This is a genomic window from Bradyrhizobium sp. INPA03-11B, assembly GCF_040446015.1.
In the GTDB taxonomy this organism is placed as follows: domain Bacteria; phylum Pseudomonadota; class Alphaproteobacteria; order Rhizobiales; family Xanthobacteraceae; genus Bradyrhizobium; species Bradyrhizobium macuxiense_A.
In genome coordinates this window covers 27,464-43,820 of sequence record NZ_JASGSR010000017.1, presented here as the reverse complement: position 1 = coordinate 43,820, position 16,357 = coordinate 27,464, and the positions used below count along the sequence as shown (strand labels likewise).

The 16,357-nt window shown below is 65.8% G+C and carries 5 protein-coding genes; all 5 read left to right on the top strand.

From position 1 onward, the window contains the following. The first annotated feature begins 2 nt into the window (after positions 1-2). The 5 genes from QMZ05_RS09555 to QMZ05_RS09535 all read left to right on the top strand — a co-directional run bounded on the left by QMZ05_RS09555 (position 3) and on the right by QMZ05_RS09535 (position 16,313). On the top strand, positions 3-1,496 hold the full coding sequence (locus tag QMZ05_RS09555) for a PepSY domain-containing protein (protein ID WP_353700535.1): 1,494 nt from the start codon (positions 3-5) through the stop codon (positions 1,494-1,496). Positions 1,497-1,551: 55 nt separating this feature from the next. Beyond that, on the top strand, positions 1,552-2,337 hold the full coding sequence (locus QMZ05_RS09550; RefSeq protein WP_353700534.1) for an STN domain-containing protein: 786 nt from the start codon (positions 1,552-1,554) through the stop codon (positions 2,335-2,337). Beyond that, positions 2,334-2,876, top strand: coding sequence for a sigma-70 family RNA polymerase sigma factor (locus tag QMZ05_RS09545; RefSeq protein WP_074130062.1), 543 nt, complete (start codon positions 2,334-2,336; stop codon positions 2,874-2,876). The genes QMZ05_RS09550 and QMZ05_RS09545 overlap by 4 nt, the downstream gene beginning before the upstream one ends. Positions 2,877-2,938: 62 nt before the next feature. Beyond that, positions 2,939-3,919, top strand: a complete 981-nt coding sequence (locus QMZ05_RS09540) for a FecR domain-containing protein (protein WP_353700533.1) — start codon at positions 2,939-2,941, stop codon at positions 3,917-3,919. Positions 3,920-4,115: 196 nt separating this feature from the next. Next, complete coding sequence (locus tag QMZ05_RS09535) at positions 4,116-16,313, top strand: filamentous haemagglutinin family protein (RefSeq protein WP_353700532.1); 12,198 nt, start codon at positions 4,116-4,118, stop codon at positions 16,311-16,313. Positions 16,314-16,357: the final 44 nt, after the last annotated feature.

Sequence of the window (16,357 nt, the reverse complement as noted above, 5' to 3'; positions counted from 1 at the left end):
TCATGCGCAGGGCTCTGATCCGGCGAGGGCGGCGATGGCTCTATGTCGTCCATCGCTGGATCGGCATTGCGACGTGTCTCTTGTTCGCGATGTGGTTCATCTCCGGCCTCGTCATGATGTACGTGGCGTTTCCGCGCCTCACCGACGGCGAGCGCCTCGCTGCGCTCCCCGTCATCCTCTGGAACAAGGTGCAGGTCGCGCCTGACCGCGCGATGGCGATTGCGGGCGCAGAGCATTATCCGCGCGATCTCCGGCTCTCGATGATGGACGACGTTCCGGTCTATCGCGTGACCGGCTGGAAGGGAGCCGCCGTCACCATTTCAGCAATCGATGGTGGCGTGATCAACGGCATCACGCCGGATCAGGCGCTGACGATCGCCGCTCATCATCCGCACGCGGTGCGGCCGCAATTGCTCGACACTGTGACGCGAGACCAGTGGTCGGTCACCGCGCGGTTCGATCCGCTGCGGCCGCTTTATCTGATCGGCCTTGGCGATGCTGACGGCACCGAGCTCTACGTCTCCTCGCGCACCGGCGAGATTGCGCTCGACACCACGCGGCGCGAGCGCATCTGGAATTGGCTCGGATCGATCCCGCACTGGATCTATCCGACCGTGCTGCGCAAGGACGGCCCGTTGTGGCGGGACGTGGTGCTGTGGATCTCGGGCGTCTGCCTCGTCGTCGCCGTCACCGGCTTCTGGATCGGCATTCTCCGCCTGCGGCTGACGCGCCGTTATGCGACTGGCGCCGTCTCGCCCTATCGCGGCTGGATGGCCTGGCACCACATCGCCGGTCTGATCGGCAGCATCTTCGTCTTCACCTGGATGTTCAGCGGCTGGCTGTCGCTCAATCCCGGCGGCGCGTTCTCCGGCCGCGGGATCACGCGCGAAATCGCGACCGGTTATAGCGGCCACGACACGCCCGATATCGCGGCTGGCTTGCAGTCGCCGCCGTCGGTATCAGCCGTGGAGGCGCGCTTCGTCTGGATCGGCGGACACTCCCTGATGGTGCTCGACGACCGCAGAAGCCGTCGCAGCCTCGCCGATCCCGCGACCGGCGCGCCCGTGACGCTCTCGCAGGACGAGATCGTCGCGGCCACGCGGGGCGCGATGCCGGGAGCTGCGATGACATCGGTGCGACAGCTCGATGAGCCGGACGCCTACTGGTACACGCTGCACCAGCTGCGCGAGCTTCCGGTGCTGCGGATCGGCTTCGACGATCCCGCCGACACCTGGCTGCATATTTCTCCGGTTACCGCCGAAATCCTCGACCGCAGCGACGACAGCCGCCGGTCCTATCGCTGGTTGTTCAACGCCCTGCACAGCCTCGACTTCCCGCTGCTGCTGCGCATCTGGCCGGCGCGCGACGTCGTGGTGTGGCTGCTGTCGGTGGTCGGCACGGTCGTCTCGATCAGCGGTATCGTGATCGGCTGGCGCCGGCTGCGGCGGCGGAAGGTGCGATCCACGCTCGCCGCGCGTGTTAGCAGATTGTCATAATCTCTTTCTATGTTGCGCCTGCCGCTGACTTGACGAACGGCTGTATCGATCACCGATGGATCGTGCTGTTCCGCCGGGCTTGAGGATCAAGGCGGCGCCTCATGCACTTTGTTCAATGGGTCGGAAGATTGGGCTGCGCGCGAAGCATGATCGGATGTGGCAGCGCTTTCTCGCCCTGGTCATAGGCACTCTCGTTGCCGGGAATATCCAGACGGTAACGATGGCCGGGAGCCCTGAATCAGTTCGCACGCCGGCAACGGTCGATTTCGATATTGGGGGGCAACCCCTGGTCTCGGCGCTCGATGCCTACAGCGCGGCCACCGGCCTGCAGGTGGTGTACGACGCCACATTGGCCGGAGGACGCCGCGCGCAGGCCGTCAAGGGATCGATGACGCCGGACATGGCGTTGCAGGTTCTGCTCGAAGGAACCGGCCTGGTCGCGGTCTATGCCGCAGCGAACACCTTCACGATTGTGCCTGCGGCTGCTCCGCCGCAGACGGCGTCGATGCGCAGCTTCATGCCGTATCTGGCGGCCGTCCAGAGCAGCGTCGAGGAGGCGTTCTGCCGCTCCGCGCTGACCGCACCGGGGGGCTATCGGATCAAATTCAGGTTCTGGATCGGGCATGCCGGCGAAGTGCTGCAGCCCCAACTGCTTGGTTCGACCGACGACGGCGCGCGTGACCAGGCGATCGCCGCCATGTTGCGCGCTGTGGTGATCGGCCGGCCGCCGCCACCGGACATGCCGCAGCCCGTCATGATGGCGGTTACGCCGCGGCCGCCTTCCGAGACCGGCGACTGTGCTGCCCGGGATCCGCGGCGCCAGGGACTGGTTGCGCGATGACGGAGACCACCTGGACGACGCTTCGGCAGGTGCTCGTTGAGCGCTACGACGAGCTTCGCCGCCGCCTCGCAAGGCGCCTCGGCGACGAAAAGGCGCGCGAGACCCTGCACGAGACGTGGCTGCATCTGCGCGACAAGAACGGCCCGGGCGTGGTGGACAGCCCGATCGGCTACCTGTTGCGCAGCGCGCTCAATCTTGCGATCAGCCGGGAGCGCCAGGAGACGCGCCGGATCAAGCGGTTCGAGGTGCAGCCGATGCTCGAGATCGTCGACGCGGCGCCCGGGCCGGAACGGGAGGTCGAATCGCGCGAGCAGATTGCGCATCTGGAGCAGGTGCTCGAGGAGCTCACGCCGCGCCGCCGGACGATCCTGCTGGCATCCCGCCTGGAAGGCACCCCGCTGCGGGAAATCGCCGAGCGTCTCGGGGTTTCCCAGCGGTTGGTGGAGCTTGAGCTGAAAGCCGCGCTCGAGCATTGCGCCAGGCGGTTTGGTAAAAAAGTCACAAGGCGTTTCGGTCCGGCACCGCGAGAAACGTCTTGATAGGAGAGAGTCAGAGTGTTGCGCAGTTGGATGGAAATGGTGCCGAGAGAAACGCCCGATCGATGACCCGTAGCGACGAACCGCCGGAGGAGCTGACCGCGATCGAGAGCGAGGCGCTTGCGCGCGTCCAGCGGCTCGGTTCGGGGCAGGCCACCCGGCGGGACATCGAGGACACCAAGCGCTGGGGCAGCCAGAGCAGCGCGCATTCGGAGGCGCTGGCGCAAGCCAGCCTGCTGTGGGATCAACTCGGCCCGGCCGGCGCCAACCTGTTGAGGCGGCGCGGCGATTCCATCCTGGCCGCGGTCAGGCCGCAGCCGCGAATGACGCGGCGGGCGATGCTCGGCGGCGCGCTTGCGACCTCGGCTGCCGCCTATCTCGTGGTGTCGCCACCCCTGCAGCTGTGGCCGTCGCTGCGTGACGTCATGGCGGACTACCGCACCGCTGCCGGCGAGCAGCGCAAGCTCACGATCGATGGCGACGTCAAGGTGACGCTGAACACCGGAACCAGCGTCAACGTTCAGTCGGGCGAAGCCAGCCAGGATCGTATCGAGATCCTGACCGGGGAAGCGGTGATCGCGGCGGTCTCCGCGAGCCGCGAGGTGCGTGTCGTTGCCGGCGACGGTGAGATGCGCGCGCGCCAGGCCCAATTCAACGTCCGCCACGAACCGCGCAGCACCTGCGTGACCTGCCTCGATGGCGAGGTGCAGGTCAGCCGTCACAGCGCGGTCGCGCTGCTGCGCGCCGGGCAGCAGGTCAGCTATGCGGCGCTTGGCCTCGCCGCGCCGATGGCGGTCGATCCCACCGAGGTGACGGCGTGGCGCGACGGAATGCTGATCTTTCATGACGCGCCGCTTGGCAACGTCGTGACGGAGATCAATCGCTATCGGCCGGGCAAGGTCATGGTGACGAATGCCGACTTGGAACGCCGTCTCGTCAACGGCCGGTTCCGCATCGACAATGTCGACGGTATCCTCAACATGTTCCAGCAAATTTTCGGCGCGAAGGCGCGACACCTGCCCGGCGGCATCGTGCTGCTGAGCTGATGTCGGGCGAGCCATGAAAGCGTGCATCGCGTGTGCGCGGGGATTGTGATGCAGCGTGCGATTTTGTTGTTCGGTCCCGCCGATCAAATGGCGTCCTTGGGGACGAGAAGCCCGGCATACGGTCTCGCCGTGTGACGAGCGCCTGCGCAGATCCGATCTGCGCAGCTTTCCGTCCGTTGTTCCCAGGGGACATCCCATGCCGTCTCGTCAGCGCGTTGCCCGCCGTTCCCGCCTCGATCAGCGCCGGGTCGCGCCGCTTCCTCCGCGCCAGCGGATCGGATTGGCATCCCGCTCCATGCTGCTCGCGGGAACAAGCACGCTGGCGCTGCTGCTGACCGGGCTGGAGGGCGTGTCCGCGCGCCCGTTCGGCAATTTCGCGACGACGACGTCAGCGCCGACGATCGCGAGCGACGCGGCTACCGCCGCGGCCCAGCAGGCGACCGAAGTCGCCCGGCAAAGCCAAGGTGCATTGACGCGCGCGACCCAGGCCATCCAGGCGCTGCAGGCTGCACAATCCGCCGCGCGCAGCGCGGCTGCCGCCTCGCAGCGGTCGACCACGTTGCCGCAGGTGGCGGTGCCGAACGGCCTTGCTGCAGGCGGGCTTCAGGTTGCGCCGGGCGCTGTGCCGGGCTCGGGCCTCTGGCAAGGCGCTGCGCTGCCGAGCCAGACCGCAAGCGGCGGTCAGATCACGGTCACGATCAATCAAACCGCGCCGCAGGCGATCCTCAACTGGCAGAGCTTCAATGTCGGCAGCCAGACCACACTCAACTTCAACCAGCAGGCCGGCAGCTGGACTGCACTGAACCGCGTGGTCGGCAACACCGGCCCGAGCCAGATCCTCGGCCGCATCACCGCTCCCGGTCAGGTGCTGGTGATCAATCAAAACGGCATCATCTTCGGTGGCGCCAGCCAGATCAATGTCGGCTCGCTGATCGCCTCCAGCGCCAATATCGCCGACAATCAGTTCCTCAGCAACGGCATCTACTCGACCACGACCGGCAGCGGCGCACAAATCGTCTATGCGCCGAGCTTCACCGGCGCCGGCGGCAAGATCGTGATCGAAAGCGGTGCGCTGATCACCACCAATGCGCCATCCTCAGTGACGGCGGGCGGCGGCTTCGTGCTGTTGATGGGCACCGAGGTCAACAACGCCGGCGCCATCACCACGCCGAAGGGGCAGACCCAGTTCGCGGCCAGCGACGATTTCATCCTGCGCGCCGGCTACGGCACCAACGCCAACCAGAACTCGACCACGCGCGGCAATGAGATCGCGCCACTGCTGCGCAGCGGAAGCACCAGCGGCACGGTCACCAATACGGGTCTGGTGCTGGCCCAGCAGGGCGACATCACGCTGGCCGGCCATGCCGTCACTCAGGACGGCATCCTCGTCTCCACCACCTCGGTCAATCAGCGCGGCACCATTCACCTGCTCAACTCGGCGTCCGATGCCACCGGCAGCGTCACGCTGACCAATAACGGCATCAGCCTGATCCTGCCGGAGACCGATGCCGCCGCTGCGCTGATCTCGGGCATCGATCCGAACGCGACCGCGTTCAATTCGCAGCGCGATGCGCTGATCGCGTCGGCCGGGCCCAATCTGCTAGCGACCGGCCAGTTCGATAACCTCTCGACGCTGTCCGATCGTCCCGACCAGTCGCGGATCGAGATCGTCACCGGCGGCACGGTCGACTTCAGGAACGGCTCGCTGACCATGGCGCAGGGCGGCCAGGTGTCCGCTTCCGCCGGCAAGCGGGTGTTCGCCGAAACCGGCTCGGTGATCGACGTCTCCGGCACGGTCGGCACCGTGCTGCCGGTGTCGGCGAATGCGATCAAGGTCAACGTCCAGGGCAACGAGCTGCGCGACAGTCCGCAGAACCGCGACAGCGGCACGCTGCTCAACAGCAACATGTGGATCGATGCCCGTGATCTGACATTGGTGCCGGCCGGCACCGGCGGCTATGCGACCGATCGCTACTACACCGCGGGCGGCCTGCTCGAGGTCTCGGGCTATCTCAACAACACCGGTCACAAGATCGGCGAATGGACCGCGGTCGGCGGCACCATCACGCTGTCGGCGCCGGAAGTGGTGGCGCAGCAGGGCGCGCTCTTCAACATTTCCGGCGGCGCCGTGCAATATCAGAGCGGCTATGTGCGGCAGACGCTGCTGCTTGGCAATGACGGCCGCATCTACAGTGCCGACAATGCGCCGGCCTATCTGACCTACGTCGCGGTGGCGAACGGCTTCATCGTTAATCACGCGCATTGGGGCGTCGTCGAGGTCTATCTCAGCCCGTTCGGCAAGGGCAGCAGCCGCTGGGAGAACGGCTACACCGTGGGGCGCGATGCAGGCAGCCTCATTCTCGCGACCCCGACCTCGGTGTTCGAGGGTGCGATCCTCGCCAATGTGATCGACGGCGAAGCCCAGCTCGCCAAGCGCCCGGCTGCCGTCACCGACGGCTACAAGCTGACACAGAACACCGCGCCGCTCGCCGGCACGCTGGCGCTCGGGCAGTACACCCGCTATGGCCTCGCCGGCGCCTACAACACCGATGTGACGTTCGGCAATGTGGCGCCGGTGTCGGGCAATCTCGGTTTGACGTCCGCGCTGCCATCCGACCGCACCAACACGGCCTGGTTCGATGCGCCGACGCTAAACAGCTTTGGCCTCGGCGGCTTCAACATCAACACCGCCAACAAGATCTCCGTCAACGCGCCGCTGCAATTTGCGCCGGGCGCGCAGGTCAAGCTGACCGCTCCGACCGTCGATATCGCGGCCGACATCACCGCGCGCTCCGGCAGCGTCACGGTCAGCAACATTCTCAATACGGCAAATGGCACGGTTACGTTGACGAACGCGACTGGAGGCGCGTCGCTGACGCTGGAGTCCGGCGCTGTCATCGATACGCGCGGCCTGTGGGTCAACGCGCTCGTCGATCCGAAGGATGCATCGGGCCTTGCCTTCATCGACGGCGGCAACGTCACCTTCAATTCCTTGCAGAACGTCACGCTCGCTGCCGGCAGCGTGATCGACGTGTCCTCCGGCGGAGCCATTCTTGCCAATGGCAAGACGCAGGGCGGCAAGGGCGGCAACGTCACGATCACCGCGGGTCAGACCCAGCAGGACGCCGGAACGCCGGGCGACGGGACTCTCGTTCTCGACGGTACGATCCGCGCCTGGGGCGTCACGGGCGGCGGTACGCTGACGATCTCGACGCCCGGCAATATCCTGATCGGTGACAACGCCGAATTGGCGGGCGGCATCTTGCCTGCCGGCATGCCGGCGCCGCTTGCCGTGAAGCTCAAGCAATCGCTCACAATTCCTGCAGGCCAGCCGCTGCCGACGGCGCTGACGCTGAACTTCACCACGCTGCTGTACGACGTGCCGATACCGGTTGACGTCAACATATCAGCCGTGCCGACGGTGCCGACCGGTGCGGATTGGGCGCTGCCGCAGGGCATGGATGGTCTCCAAAGCCGGGACAGCAATGGCCAGACCCATTATTGGGGTACAGGCGATGTGATCCCGGCCGGCACGGTCATCACCGGCTGGAGCGGTTCGGGCCACATTTCGGCGGGAATCGTGATTCCTTCCAATGTCTTCCCCGCCGGCCTTCCGATTACGCCCTATCAAGTCACCTACGCAGCAGGATCAATCCAATCCACGCCGATGACTTATCCGGTCGGAGCCGTCATTCCGGCCGGCGTGGTGCTGCCGCAGACCGCTCAGATCGTGCCGGCATCGGCGCTCAATCCTTCGTTCTTCACCGCCGGCTTCTCCAATTACGACATCAATGGCGGGCTCGGTGTCTTGGTGGCGAACAATACCGTGGTTGCGGCCGCGATGCCGGTCTACCGGTTCACGGCGAGCAGTTATACCGCAGCGACCGGCAGCGATCCATCGTCGGCGTTGACACCGTGGACTCCACCGCTGTTCACGGCGGATTCCGTCAAGGCTGCCCTGACCCAGCGCGGCGGTGCGAGCCTCACGCTGCGCTCGCTCATCAGATCCGGCACTGGTCCGCTCACGAGCGGCGGCGCGATCGTGGTTGGCGACGGCGCCTCGGTCAGCGTCGATCCGGGCCAGAGTATCAAGCTCGATGCCTTCGGTCAGATCAGCGTGTTCGGCAACCTCACCGCGCATGGCGGCAGCATCACTTTGGTCAATGATGCGTATGGTGCGCAAGTTCTGGCGGGTCTCAACTTCGACCTGAACGGCAACGGCCGCGGCGTTTCGATCTGGGTCGATGCCGCCGCCAAGCTCGATGTCTCGGGCCTTTCCTATCAGGCGTCCGATACGGCCGGACGTCTATTCGGGCGAGCGACCGACGGCGGCTCGATCACCATCGACGGCGGCGGTGCCTTCGTGATCGTGCGACCGGGCGCCGAGCTCAATGCCGACGGTACCCAGGTTGCGATCGATCTCGCGGCGGGCGGCGCGGCTCCGTCGAGCCGCCCTCAGATGGTCACAACGAATGGCGGCTTCGTTACGCTGGCATCGCAAAGCGGTCTCTATCTCGACGGTGATGTCCACGCCTTCTCCGGCGGTGCCGGTGCGTCCGGCGGCAACCTCTCGATCGCGCTCACCACGCCGAACTTCAAGGGGAACATCTTCCCCACTGGCTTCGCGCCGTCCAATGTGGTCGTTCCAAGCGTGATGACCGTGGTGCAGGGGCGTCCGGATTCCGCGTTGCCGGCGGATATCGCTCCCGGGACGGGTGCGTCGCATCTGGCGTTCGGCCAAGCGACCGTGAGCGCCGACATGGTCAAGGCCGGCGGGTTCGACAGCCTCACCCTCACGTCCGGCGACTACATGCAGTTCTCGGGCAATGTCTCGCTGGCGCTGGGCCGCAGCCTGACGCTGACGGCGGCAGCGTTCACCTCGGGTGCGCCGGTTTCCGGGCCGGTCGACTCCTCGATGCCAAGCACCATTGGCAGCGTGAAGTTGTCGGCGCCGTACATCTTGTTCACCGAACCGGCAGCCAATATCCCTGACGGCATCATCAGCGGCAGCATCCGCAATCCCGCCGGCGCAGCGTTGCCAACCACGGCCACGTTCGAGGCCGACGCAAATGAGATCGACATCCAGGGCCTCATTGGATTTTCGGCGCGCTCGCCGAACAACATGTATGCGCCGGGATTCCTGACGACCAAGCTCGTCAGCCAGGGCGACATCCGCTTCCTGTCGATGCCTGGAGCGGTCGCGACCCAGCTGTCGACCAGCGGCAATCTGGAACTGCTCGCCGCGCAGATTTATCCCGCGACCAATGCCGTGGCCACCGTCATCGCAGGCAGTGGAAATCCCGACCCGACGACCACGCTGACCATCGGACGCACCACCGGCGGCGTTCCGGATGCGCCGCTGTCCGTGTTCGGCCAGCTCGCATTCCAGGCGCCGGTGATCGAGCAAGGCGGCATCGTCCGTGCGCCGCTCGGGCTCCTCACCTTCGGCCTGGGCTATCCCGTCTTCACGCCCCAGCTCGATCTGCTGCCGGGCAGCCTGACTTCGGTCTCGATGGCAGGCCTGACCATTCCCTATGGCGGCACGATCGACGGCGTTACCTACAGCTATAACGGCAGCGCCATTCGTGCGGTCAGCCTGACCAACTTCAACAACAACGGGCCGCAAGCGGGCATCATCCTGGATGGCCAGTCGATCAGCGTCGCGAACGGCGCGATCCTGGATTTGTCGGGGGGCGGCACGCTCACTGGTGCGGGCTTCGTCTCCGGACGCGGCGGCTCGGTCAACGTGATCAACACGCCGCTCGTCAACGCGAACCCGGCCACTCCTGTCAGCAAGGCGACCGACAAGGTCTACGCCATCCTACCCGGCTATGGTTCATCCTACGCGCCGATTGCGCCCGAAAACGGTGCCGGCGATCCCGTGATTGGCCAGCAGGTCACCATTCCGTCCGGTGTCCCGGGACTGCCGGCGGGGACATATACGCTGCTGCCGTCAAACTACGCGCTGCTGCCCGGCGCATACCGCGTCGAGCTCGGGGCCAGCACCACGACCCCGGTTGGCAGCCCGATCACGATCGGCAACGGCACCTACGCCGCTGCGGTCACCACCGGCATCGCCAACACCGCGATCCAGGGCAGCCTGCCGGTGACGGCGCTGATCACCGCGGGCACGTCCGTTCGCAAATATTCGCAATTCAACGAGCAGAATTACAGCGACTTCCTGCTTGCCAACGTGACGCAATTCGGCGGCGTGCGTCCGCTGCTGCCGAGCGACGGCAAGACGCTCGAGATCCAGTTCGAGATGCCGAACGCCACCTCGATCGGAGCCGCGCTCACATTCGACGGCACCGCGCTGTTCCAGGGCGCGCAGGGCGGCAATGCCGGTCAGGTGGCGTTGATGAACGTCGGCGAGATCTATGCCGATGTGCCGACGCCAGGCTTCACCCATACCTCGGTCGGTGCCGCCGACATCAATGCGCTCAAGGCCCCGCGCCTGCTGGTCAACGGAACCGTCACGATCGCCAACGGCACGCTGTTCCTCAATCAGCCCTACAGCCTGTCAGGATATGACCTGTTCATCCGCGACGGTGTCTCGCTCTCCGCCGGCGAAATGTTCTTCATCGGCGGCAATATCAACGTCGGCAACAACGTGATGCTCAGCACGATCGGACAGGGCGCAGTCCCGTTCGATTCCGCATCCACCGGCATGAGCTATACGTCGAGCCAGCTCACGGTTCTGGCGCTGTCCAACGGCGACATCAACTTCCTGCCCTCCAATGTCGGCAGCGGCTCGATCACCGTCGGCGCCGGCGCGTCGCTCTACTCCGAGGGGACGCTGGCGCTGTCCACCAACGGCGCTTCGACGATCGATCCGACCGCCCACTTCGGATCGACCAACATCGCGCTCGCGGTCGGCACCATCAATATCGGCGACGCCGCCACGATTGCCGCGACCGGCGCACCGGCCGGCTTGCTGTTCGATCAGGCGCTGTTCAACACGCTGGTCCACGGTGATCCCCTGCATTACGCGCCGCCGTTGAAGGCCATCACGCTTGCCGCGGCGAACTCGATCAACCTGTTCGGCGGCGCCGGCCTCGACGCCACCGGCAGCGGCGTCAATTTGGTGCTGAATACGTCGGCGATCTACGGCTATGGTGCGGCCGGTGACAGCTCCATGATCGCCGCCAGCAAGATCACGTGGAACGGCATCAGCGGTGCGACGCCGCCGGCCATCGCGGCGGGCGGGCCGGGAAGCGGAGCCGGCACGCTCAACCTCGTCGCCGATGAGATCGATTTCGGCAGGTTTACTTCGCTCGACACCTCGACTGCGAGCCGCGTGATCTACGGCTTCGGCAATGTCAACATCACCGGCAACGCCCGGATTATCTCGGCCGGCAACAGCAAGCTGTTCGTCTATCAGTCGCCGAGCTCGGATCCCGCAGCCGTATTCGGCCAGAGCGGCACCGGCGGCAACCTGACGCTGACGACGCCGCTTCTCACCGGCACGCAGAAGTCGATCATGGCCTATGCCGCGGGCGGCACGCTCAATGTGGTTGCGCCTGCGGGTCTTGCCGCTAGCACGGCGAGCTCCACGGTGGCCGGCGCCGAGATCGACCTGACCGGCGGCAGTGTCGGGATCGGCAGCACGATCCTGCTGCCGAGCGGCAAGCTCGTCGTCAATGCGACTGATGATATCGTGCTCGGGCCCACAAGCCGTGTCGATCTGGCTGGTCGGCCGTCCACGATCCAGCGGGCAACCGTCTATGGCTTCGGCGGTACCGCGATCTTCAACAGCGCGCAGGGCGGTCTGACGCAGCTTGCCGGCTCCGTGATCGATGTTTCCGCGACCAACGCCGGTGCCGGGTCGATCAGCATCGCTGCGGCGAATGGACCTGTCGCGCTCGGCGGCGCGCTCAATGGTGCCACGACAAATGGCTACGCCAGCGGCGATTTCAGCGTGACGGCCGGCCGACTGTCCAGCACAGATTTCGCCGCGCTCAATGCGCTGCTGACCCAGGGCGGATTCTTTGATGCCCGCGGCTTTGATATCAGGAATGGCGACCTGGTCGTCGGCGACGGCGTGAGGGCCAGCAACGTCGCGATTGCCGTCGACAATGGCAGCCTGTTCGTCGCCGGTCGCATCGATGCGTCGGGCGCCGCGCCGGGCACCATCCGGCTCTCGGCCGACAACGGGCTCGCGCTTGCGCCGACCGCCGTTCTCGACGTTCACGGCACGGTGCGGCAGGTCGACAGCTACGGCCAGCCGATCGAGGCGAAGAACCGCGGCCATATCGAATTGACCGCGGCGGGCGGCGTGCTCACGCTGTCGCCGGGCGCGACCATGGATCTCTCGGCGCCGAACGGTGTTGCCTATGGCGATGTGGTGCTGAACGCGCAGCGCACCGGCGAGACCTCGGGCGATATCGCCATCAACGCGGCGGCTCCGCTCAACATCAGGGGCGCATACAGCATCGCGCTCAACGCATTCTGGACCTACGACCTGCCGGGCGGCAGCACCATCAGTCAGACGACGCTCGACGGCTACGACACCGCGAGCACGGCCTTCATCAACGCTGCGTTGGGCAACGCCGGGTTGGCGACGCGTGTTGCGGGCCTGTCTGCTTACGGCAGCGCCTACCACCTGCGGCCGGGCGTCCAGATCACGTCGAGCGGTGACCTGTCGACATCAGGCGACATCGACCTTGCTAAGTATCGCTACGGTGCGCGCGCGGATCGCGATCCGAGCTCTGCGAGCTACGGCGCCGGTGAACCGATGGCCCTGGTAATCCGCGCCGGCGGCAATGTGACGGTCAACGGAAGCATCTCGGACGGGTTCAAGTCGTCACCGGGAACGCCAGGGGTCTACAAGCTGATCGACATCCCTCATGATCCCAACGCGCAGCTGTGGTCGCCCAGCGATACCGGCCTGAACAATTCCAGTTACGTCTATTCCAACAGTGTGACACTGATGAATGACTGGACGGTACCGGACGATCAGTTCTACCAGTCTATGGTCTCGCTGTATGGGATCCCATTCGTCGACGTCAATGGCCATCAATATGGGCCGGGTAACACGATCCCGGCCGGCACGACGCTGAATCCCGGACCTTCGTTAGGTGGGAACGGCTTCTTGATCTTCGATATTGCTACGTTACCTCCGCTCGGAGCGGTGGTCACGCCTGGAATTCCCAGCGCAGCTGCCACGTCGGCTGCAGCGCCAATGCTCGCGCCCGGCTCGCTTTCCGCATCGATTCGGCTCGTGAGCGGTGCAGATCTTGTCGGCGCCGACCAGCGCGCCTTGCAGACAACGCAGGCGCTGCGCGGCAACCTGACCCTGAGCGATCCGGCCTACGATGCGTCGCGCAATGGCACCTTCTTCAGCGTCCTGCGCACGGGTACCGGCAGCCTCGATCTGATAGCCGGCGGCAGCTTCAGCGAGGCCACGCCATATGGCGTCTACACGGCCGGCACGCAGGCGAAGCCGATCCTGGCCGCTGACGGCAGCAATCCCTACGATCTCGTCGGGGTCACCAGCAGCGGCAACTCGCACGCATGGTACACCGAGCATGGCGGCGACCTCCTGCTCACCGCGCAACGGGATATCACCGGCAACATCCAGATCGCGGACAACAACACCCGCTTCGTCGATTCCAACCTCACCGCCAATTGGCTCCGCCTGCAAGGGGGCGGCGCCTCGGCCGATCCGGTCGCGTGGTGGATCAATTTCGGTACGCTCGCGAAGACCTACGCATGGAGCAGCGGCCAGCAGCTGATCGGCTTCCAGGGGATCGGCACGCTCGGCGGCGGCAACCTGACCGTGATCGCGGGCGGCAATGCCGGCGTCACCGGCAACGGCTCGACCGGCCTTGATCTGGCAGTCGCCTCGACCGGCCGCGTGCTGCCGGACGGCACGCTGGTGCAAACCGGCGGCGGCAATCTTGTCGTGAAGGTCGGCGGCGGACTCAATCCGGTGGCAGCGACCACGCCTTTCGGACCGGTGCCGGACTATTACGGCTCGATCACCAATCTGCGCGGCGACGTCACCGTCAGCGCCGGAGCCGTCGGTGCATTGGCCCCGAACACCTGGGCCTCCTATCTGGTGTCCTACGATCCGCGCGCCGTCGATCCCACTGTCTTCAAGCGCTCGCTCAAGACGCCGGGCCCGCTCGTCATACCGGGTGACGGTAGCGTCAGCATCGTGACGCGCGGCGACCTCGTGCTCGGCGGCGCAGGCGACGCCGGAATGGCGACGCCGGTCGATCTGAACGGGATCGCTTACACGGTCCGCAACGCGGACGGCACCACAATGCTCAGGAGCGGAGGGCAATCGAACTTCACGTTGTGGACGCCGCGAACCGCGATCGGTCTTTACGCCGCGGGCGGCGATGCAGCCGTGTTGGCCGGAATTTCCTTCAACAGCACCGGTTTCTTTCCAGGCACGCTGACTGTCGTGGCCGCCAATGGCGACATCCGGTTTGCAGAGCCTGGAGCTGGTGGAGGTAGTCCGGCCATTGAACTGATGCCGTCGCCATTCGGCCAACTCGCGCTGCTGGCGGCTGGCTCGATCTACGGGACGGATCAGGTGGTGGCGATGTCCGGCGCGGACATGAGCACGTTGGCGACGCCGTTCAATGCTGTCTTCAGCACCGGCACGGGTGGGGGTGGTGACAGCAATGCCTGGGCCAACGCCGCTTTCCGGGACAATTCGCTAAGTCCAATCGCCTTTGGCGAGGATCTGCCGATCTCCAATCTGCATGCCGGCGACAGCCAGCCGGCCCTGGTCTACGCCGGTGTCGACATCGCCGATCTGACGCTTGGACAGGCACCGCCAAAGACGCGAACGTTCTCCTCAGGTTTCACTCCCACCCACAGCATCTGGTACACCGCGGCCAAGCCGTTCGAGGTGATCGCCGGACGCGATATCGTCGGCACCGGTCCCGTGGCCAGCGTATTCCTGAACAACAGGCCGAACGACATCTCTTTGATGCAGGCCGGCCGCGATATCTTCTATCAATCGGTCATCGTTGCCGGCCCAGGTCTGCTGCAGCTGCAGGCCGGCCGCAACCTGTACCAGGGCTACTACGGCTCGCTGGTCAGCGTTGGCGATATCGTCAATCAATCCAACACCACGGGCGGCGCGGGCATCGTCACGATCGCCGGCGTCGGCGCCAGCGGCCCCGACTACACCGATTTCGCCAAGCTGTATTTCAATGCCGCGAACCAGCTCCCCGGCGACGGCCGGCCGCTCGCAGGCAGCGGCAAGGTGGCAAAGACCTACGCCGACGAATTGTACGACTGGCTGCGTGACCGCTTCGCGCCCAGCCGGAACTATTCGCATGACGGCCAGCTCTACGTCTTCACAGGCACGAAGGACGATGCGCTCAGCTTCTTCCTGGCGCTGCCGATTGAGCAGCAGGGCGTGTTTGTCCGCCAAGTCTACTACGCGGAGTTGAGGGAAGGCGGCCGCGAGTACAACAACAGGGATAGCAGTCGCCATGGCAGCTATCTGCGTGGCCGTCAGGCGATCGCCACACTGTTCCCGGATCAGGATGCGTCAGGCAATCCGGTCCCGTACTCGGGCAACATCACCCTGTTCAGCGGCGTCGCCAAGAAGAGCGACGGCACGACGTATCTGGCCGATGCCGGCATTCAAACGCAGTTCGGCGGCGACATCCAGATCCTCAATCCCGGCGGACAGATGATCATCGGGGTCGAGGGCGTTACGCCGGGGCCCGGCGCGGGCCTGATCACGCAAGGGCAAGGCGATATCGACGTCTATTCGCTCGGCAGCGTGCTGCTTGGCCAGAGCCGCATCATGACGACGTTCGGCGGCAACATCATCGCGTGGTCGGCGACCGGCGATATCAACGCCGGCCGCGGCTCGAAGACGACGACGATCTTCACGCCGCCCAAGCGCACTTACGATCCCTACGGCAGCGTCAAGCTGTCGCCGAGCGTGCCGTCGACGGGCGCGGGCATCGCGACGCTCAATCCGATTCCCGAAGTCCCGCCCGGAAACATCGACCTGATCGCGCCGCTCGGTACCATCGATGCAGGCGAAGCCGGCATCCGCGTCTCGGGCAACGTCAACCTCGCGGCGCTGCAGGTGGTCAACGCCGCCAACATCCAGGTGCAGGGCACGTCCACCGGCATTCCGACGGTACAGGGGCCGCCCGTTGGCGCACTGACGGCCGCGTCGAACACCACTGCCGCCAGCCAGCAGGCGGTGCCGCCACCGCCGAAGAACAACGACCAGCCCTCGATCATCATCGTCGAAGTCATGGGCTACGGCGGCGGCAGTGGCAATGACGAGACCCAGCCGGAGGAGACGCCGGAGCAGAAGCGCAAGCGGCGTGAGAAGCGGACCTACAACGAGAACAGCGCTTTCCAGGTCATCGGCCTCGGCGACGCGACGGGCTCGTCCGGCAGGTGATGGCAAGGGGCGGGATCGCGGCGGGGGAAGATCGGCAGCGCGAT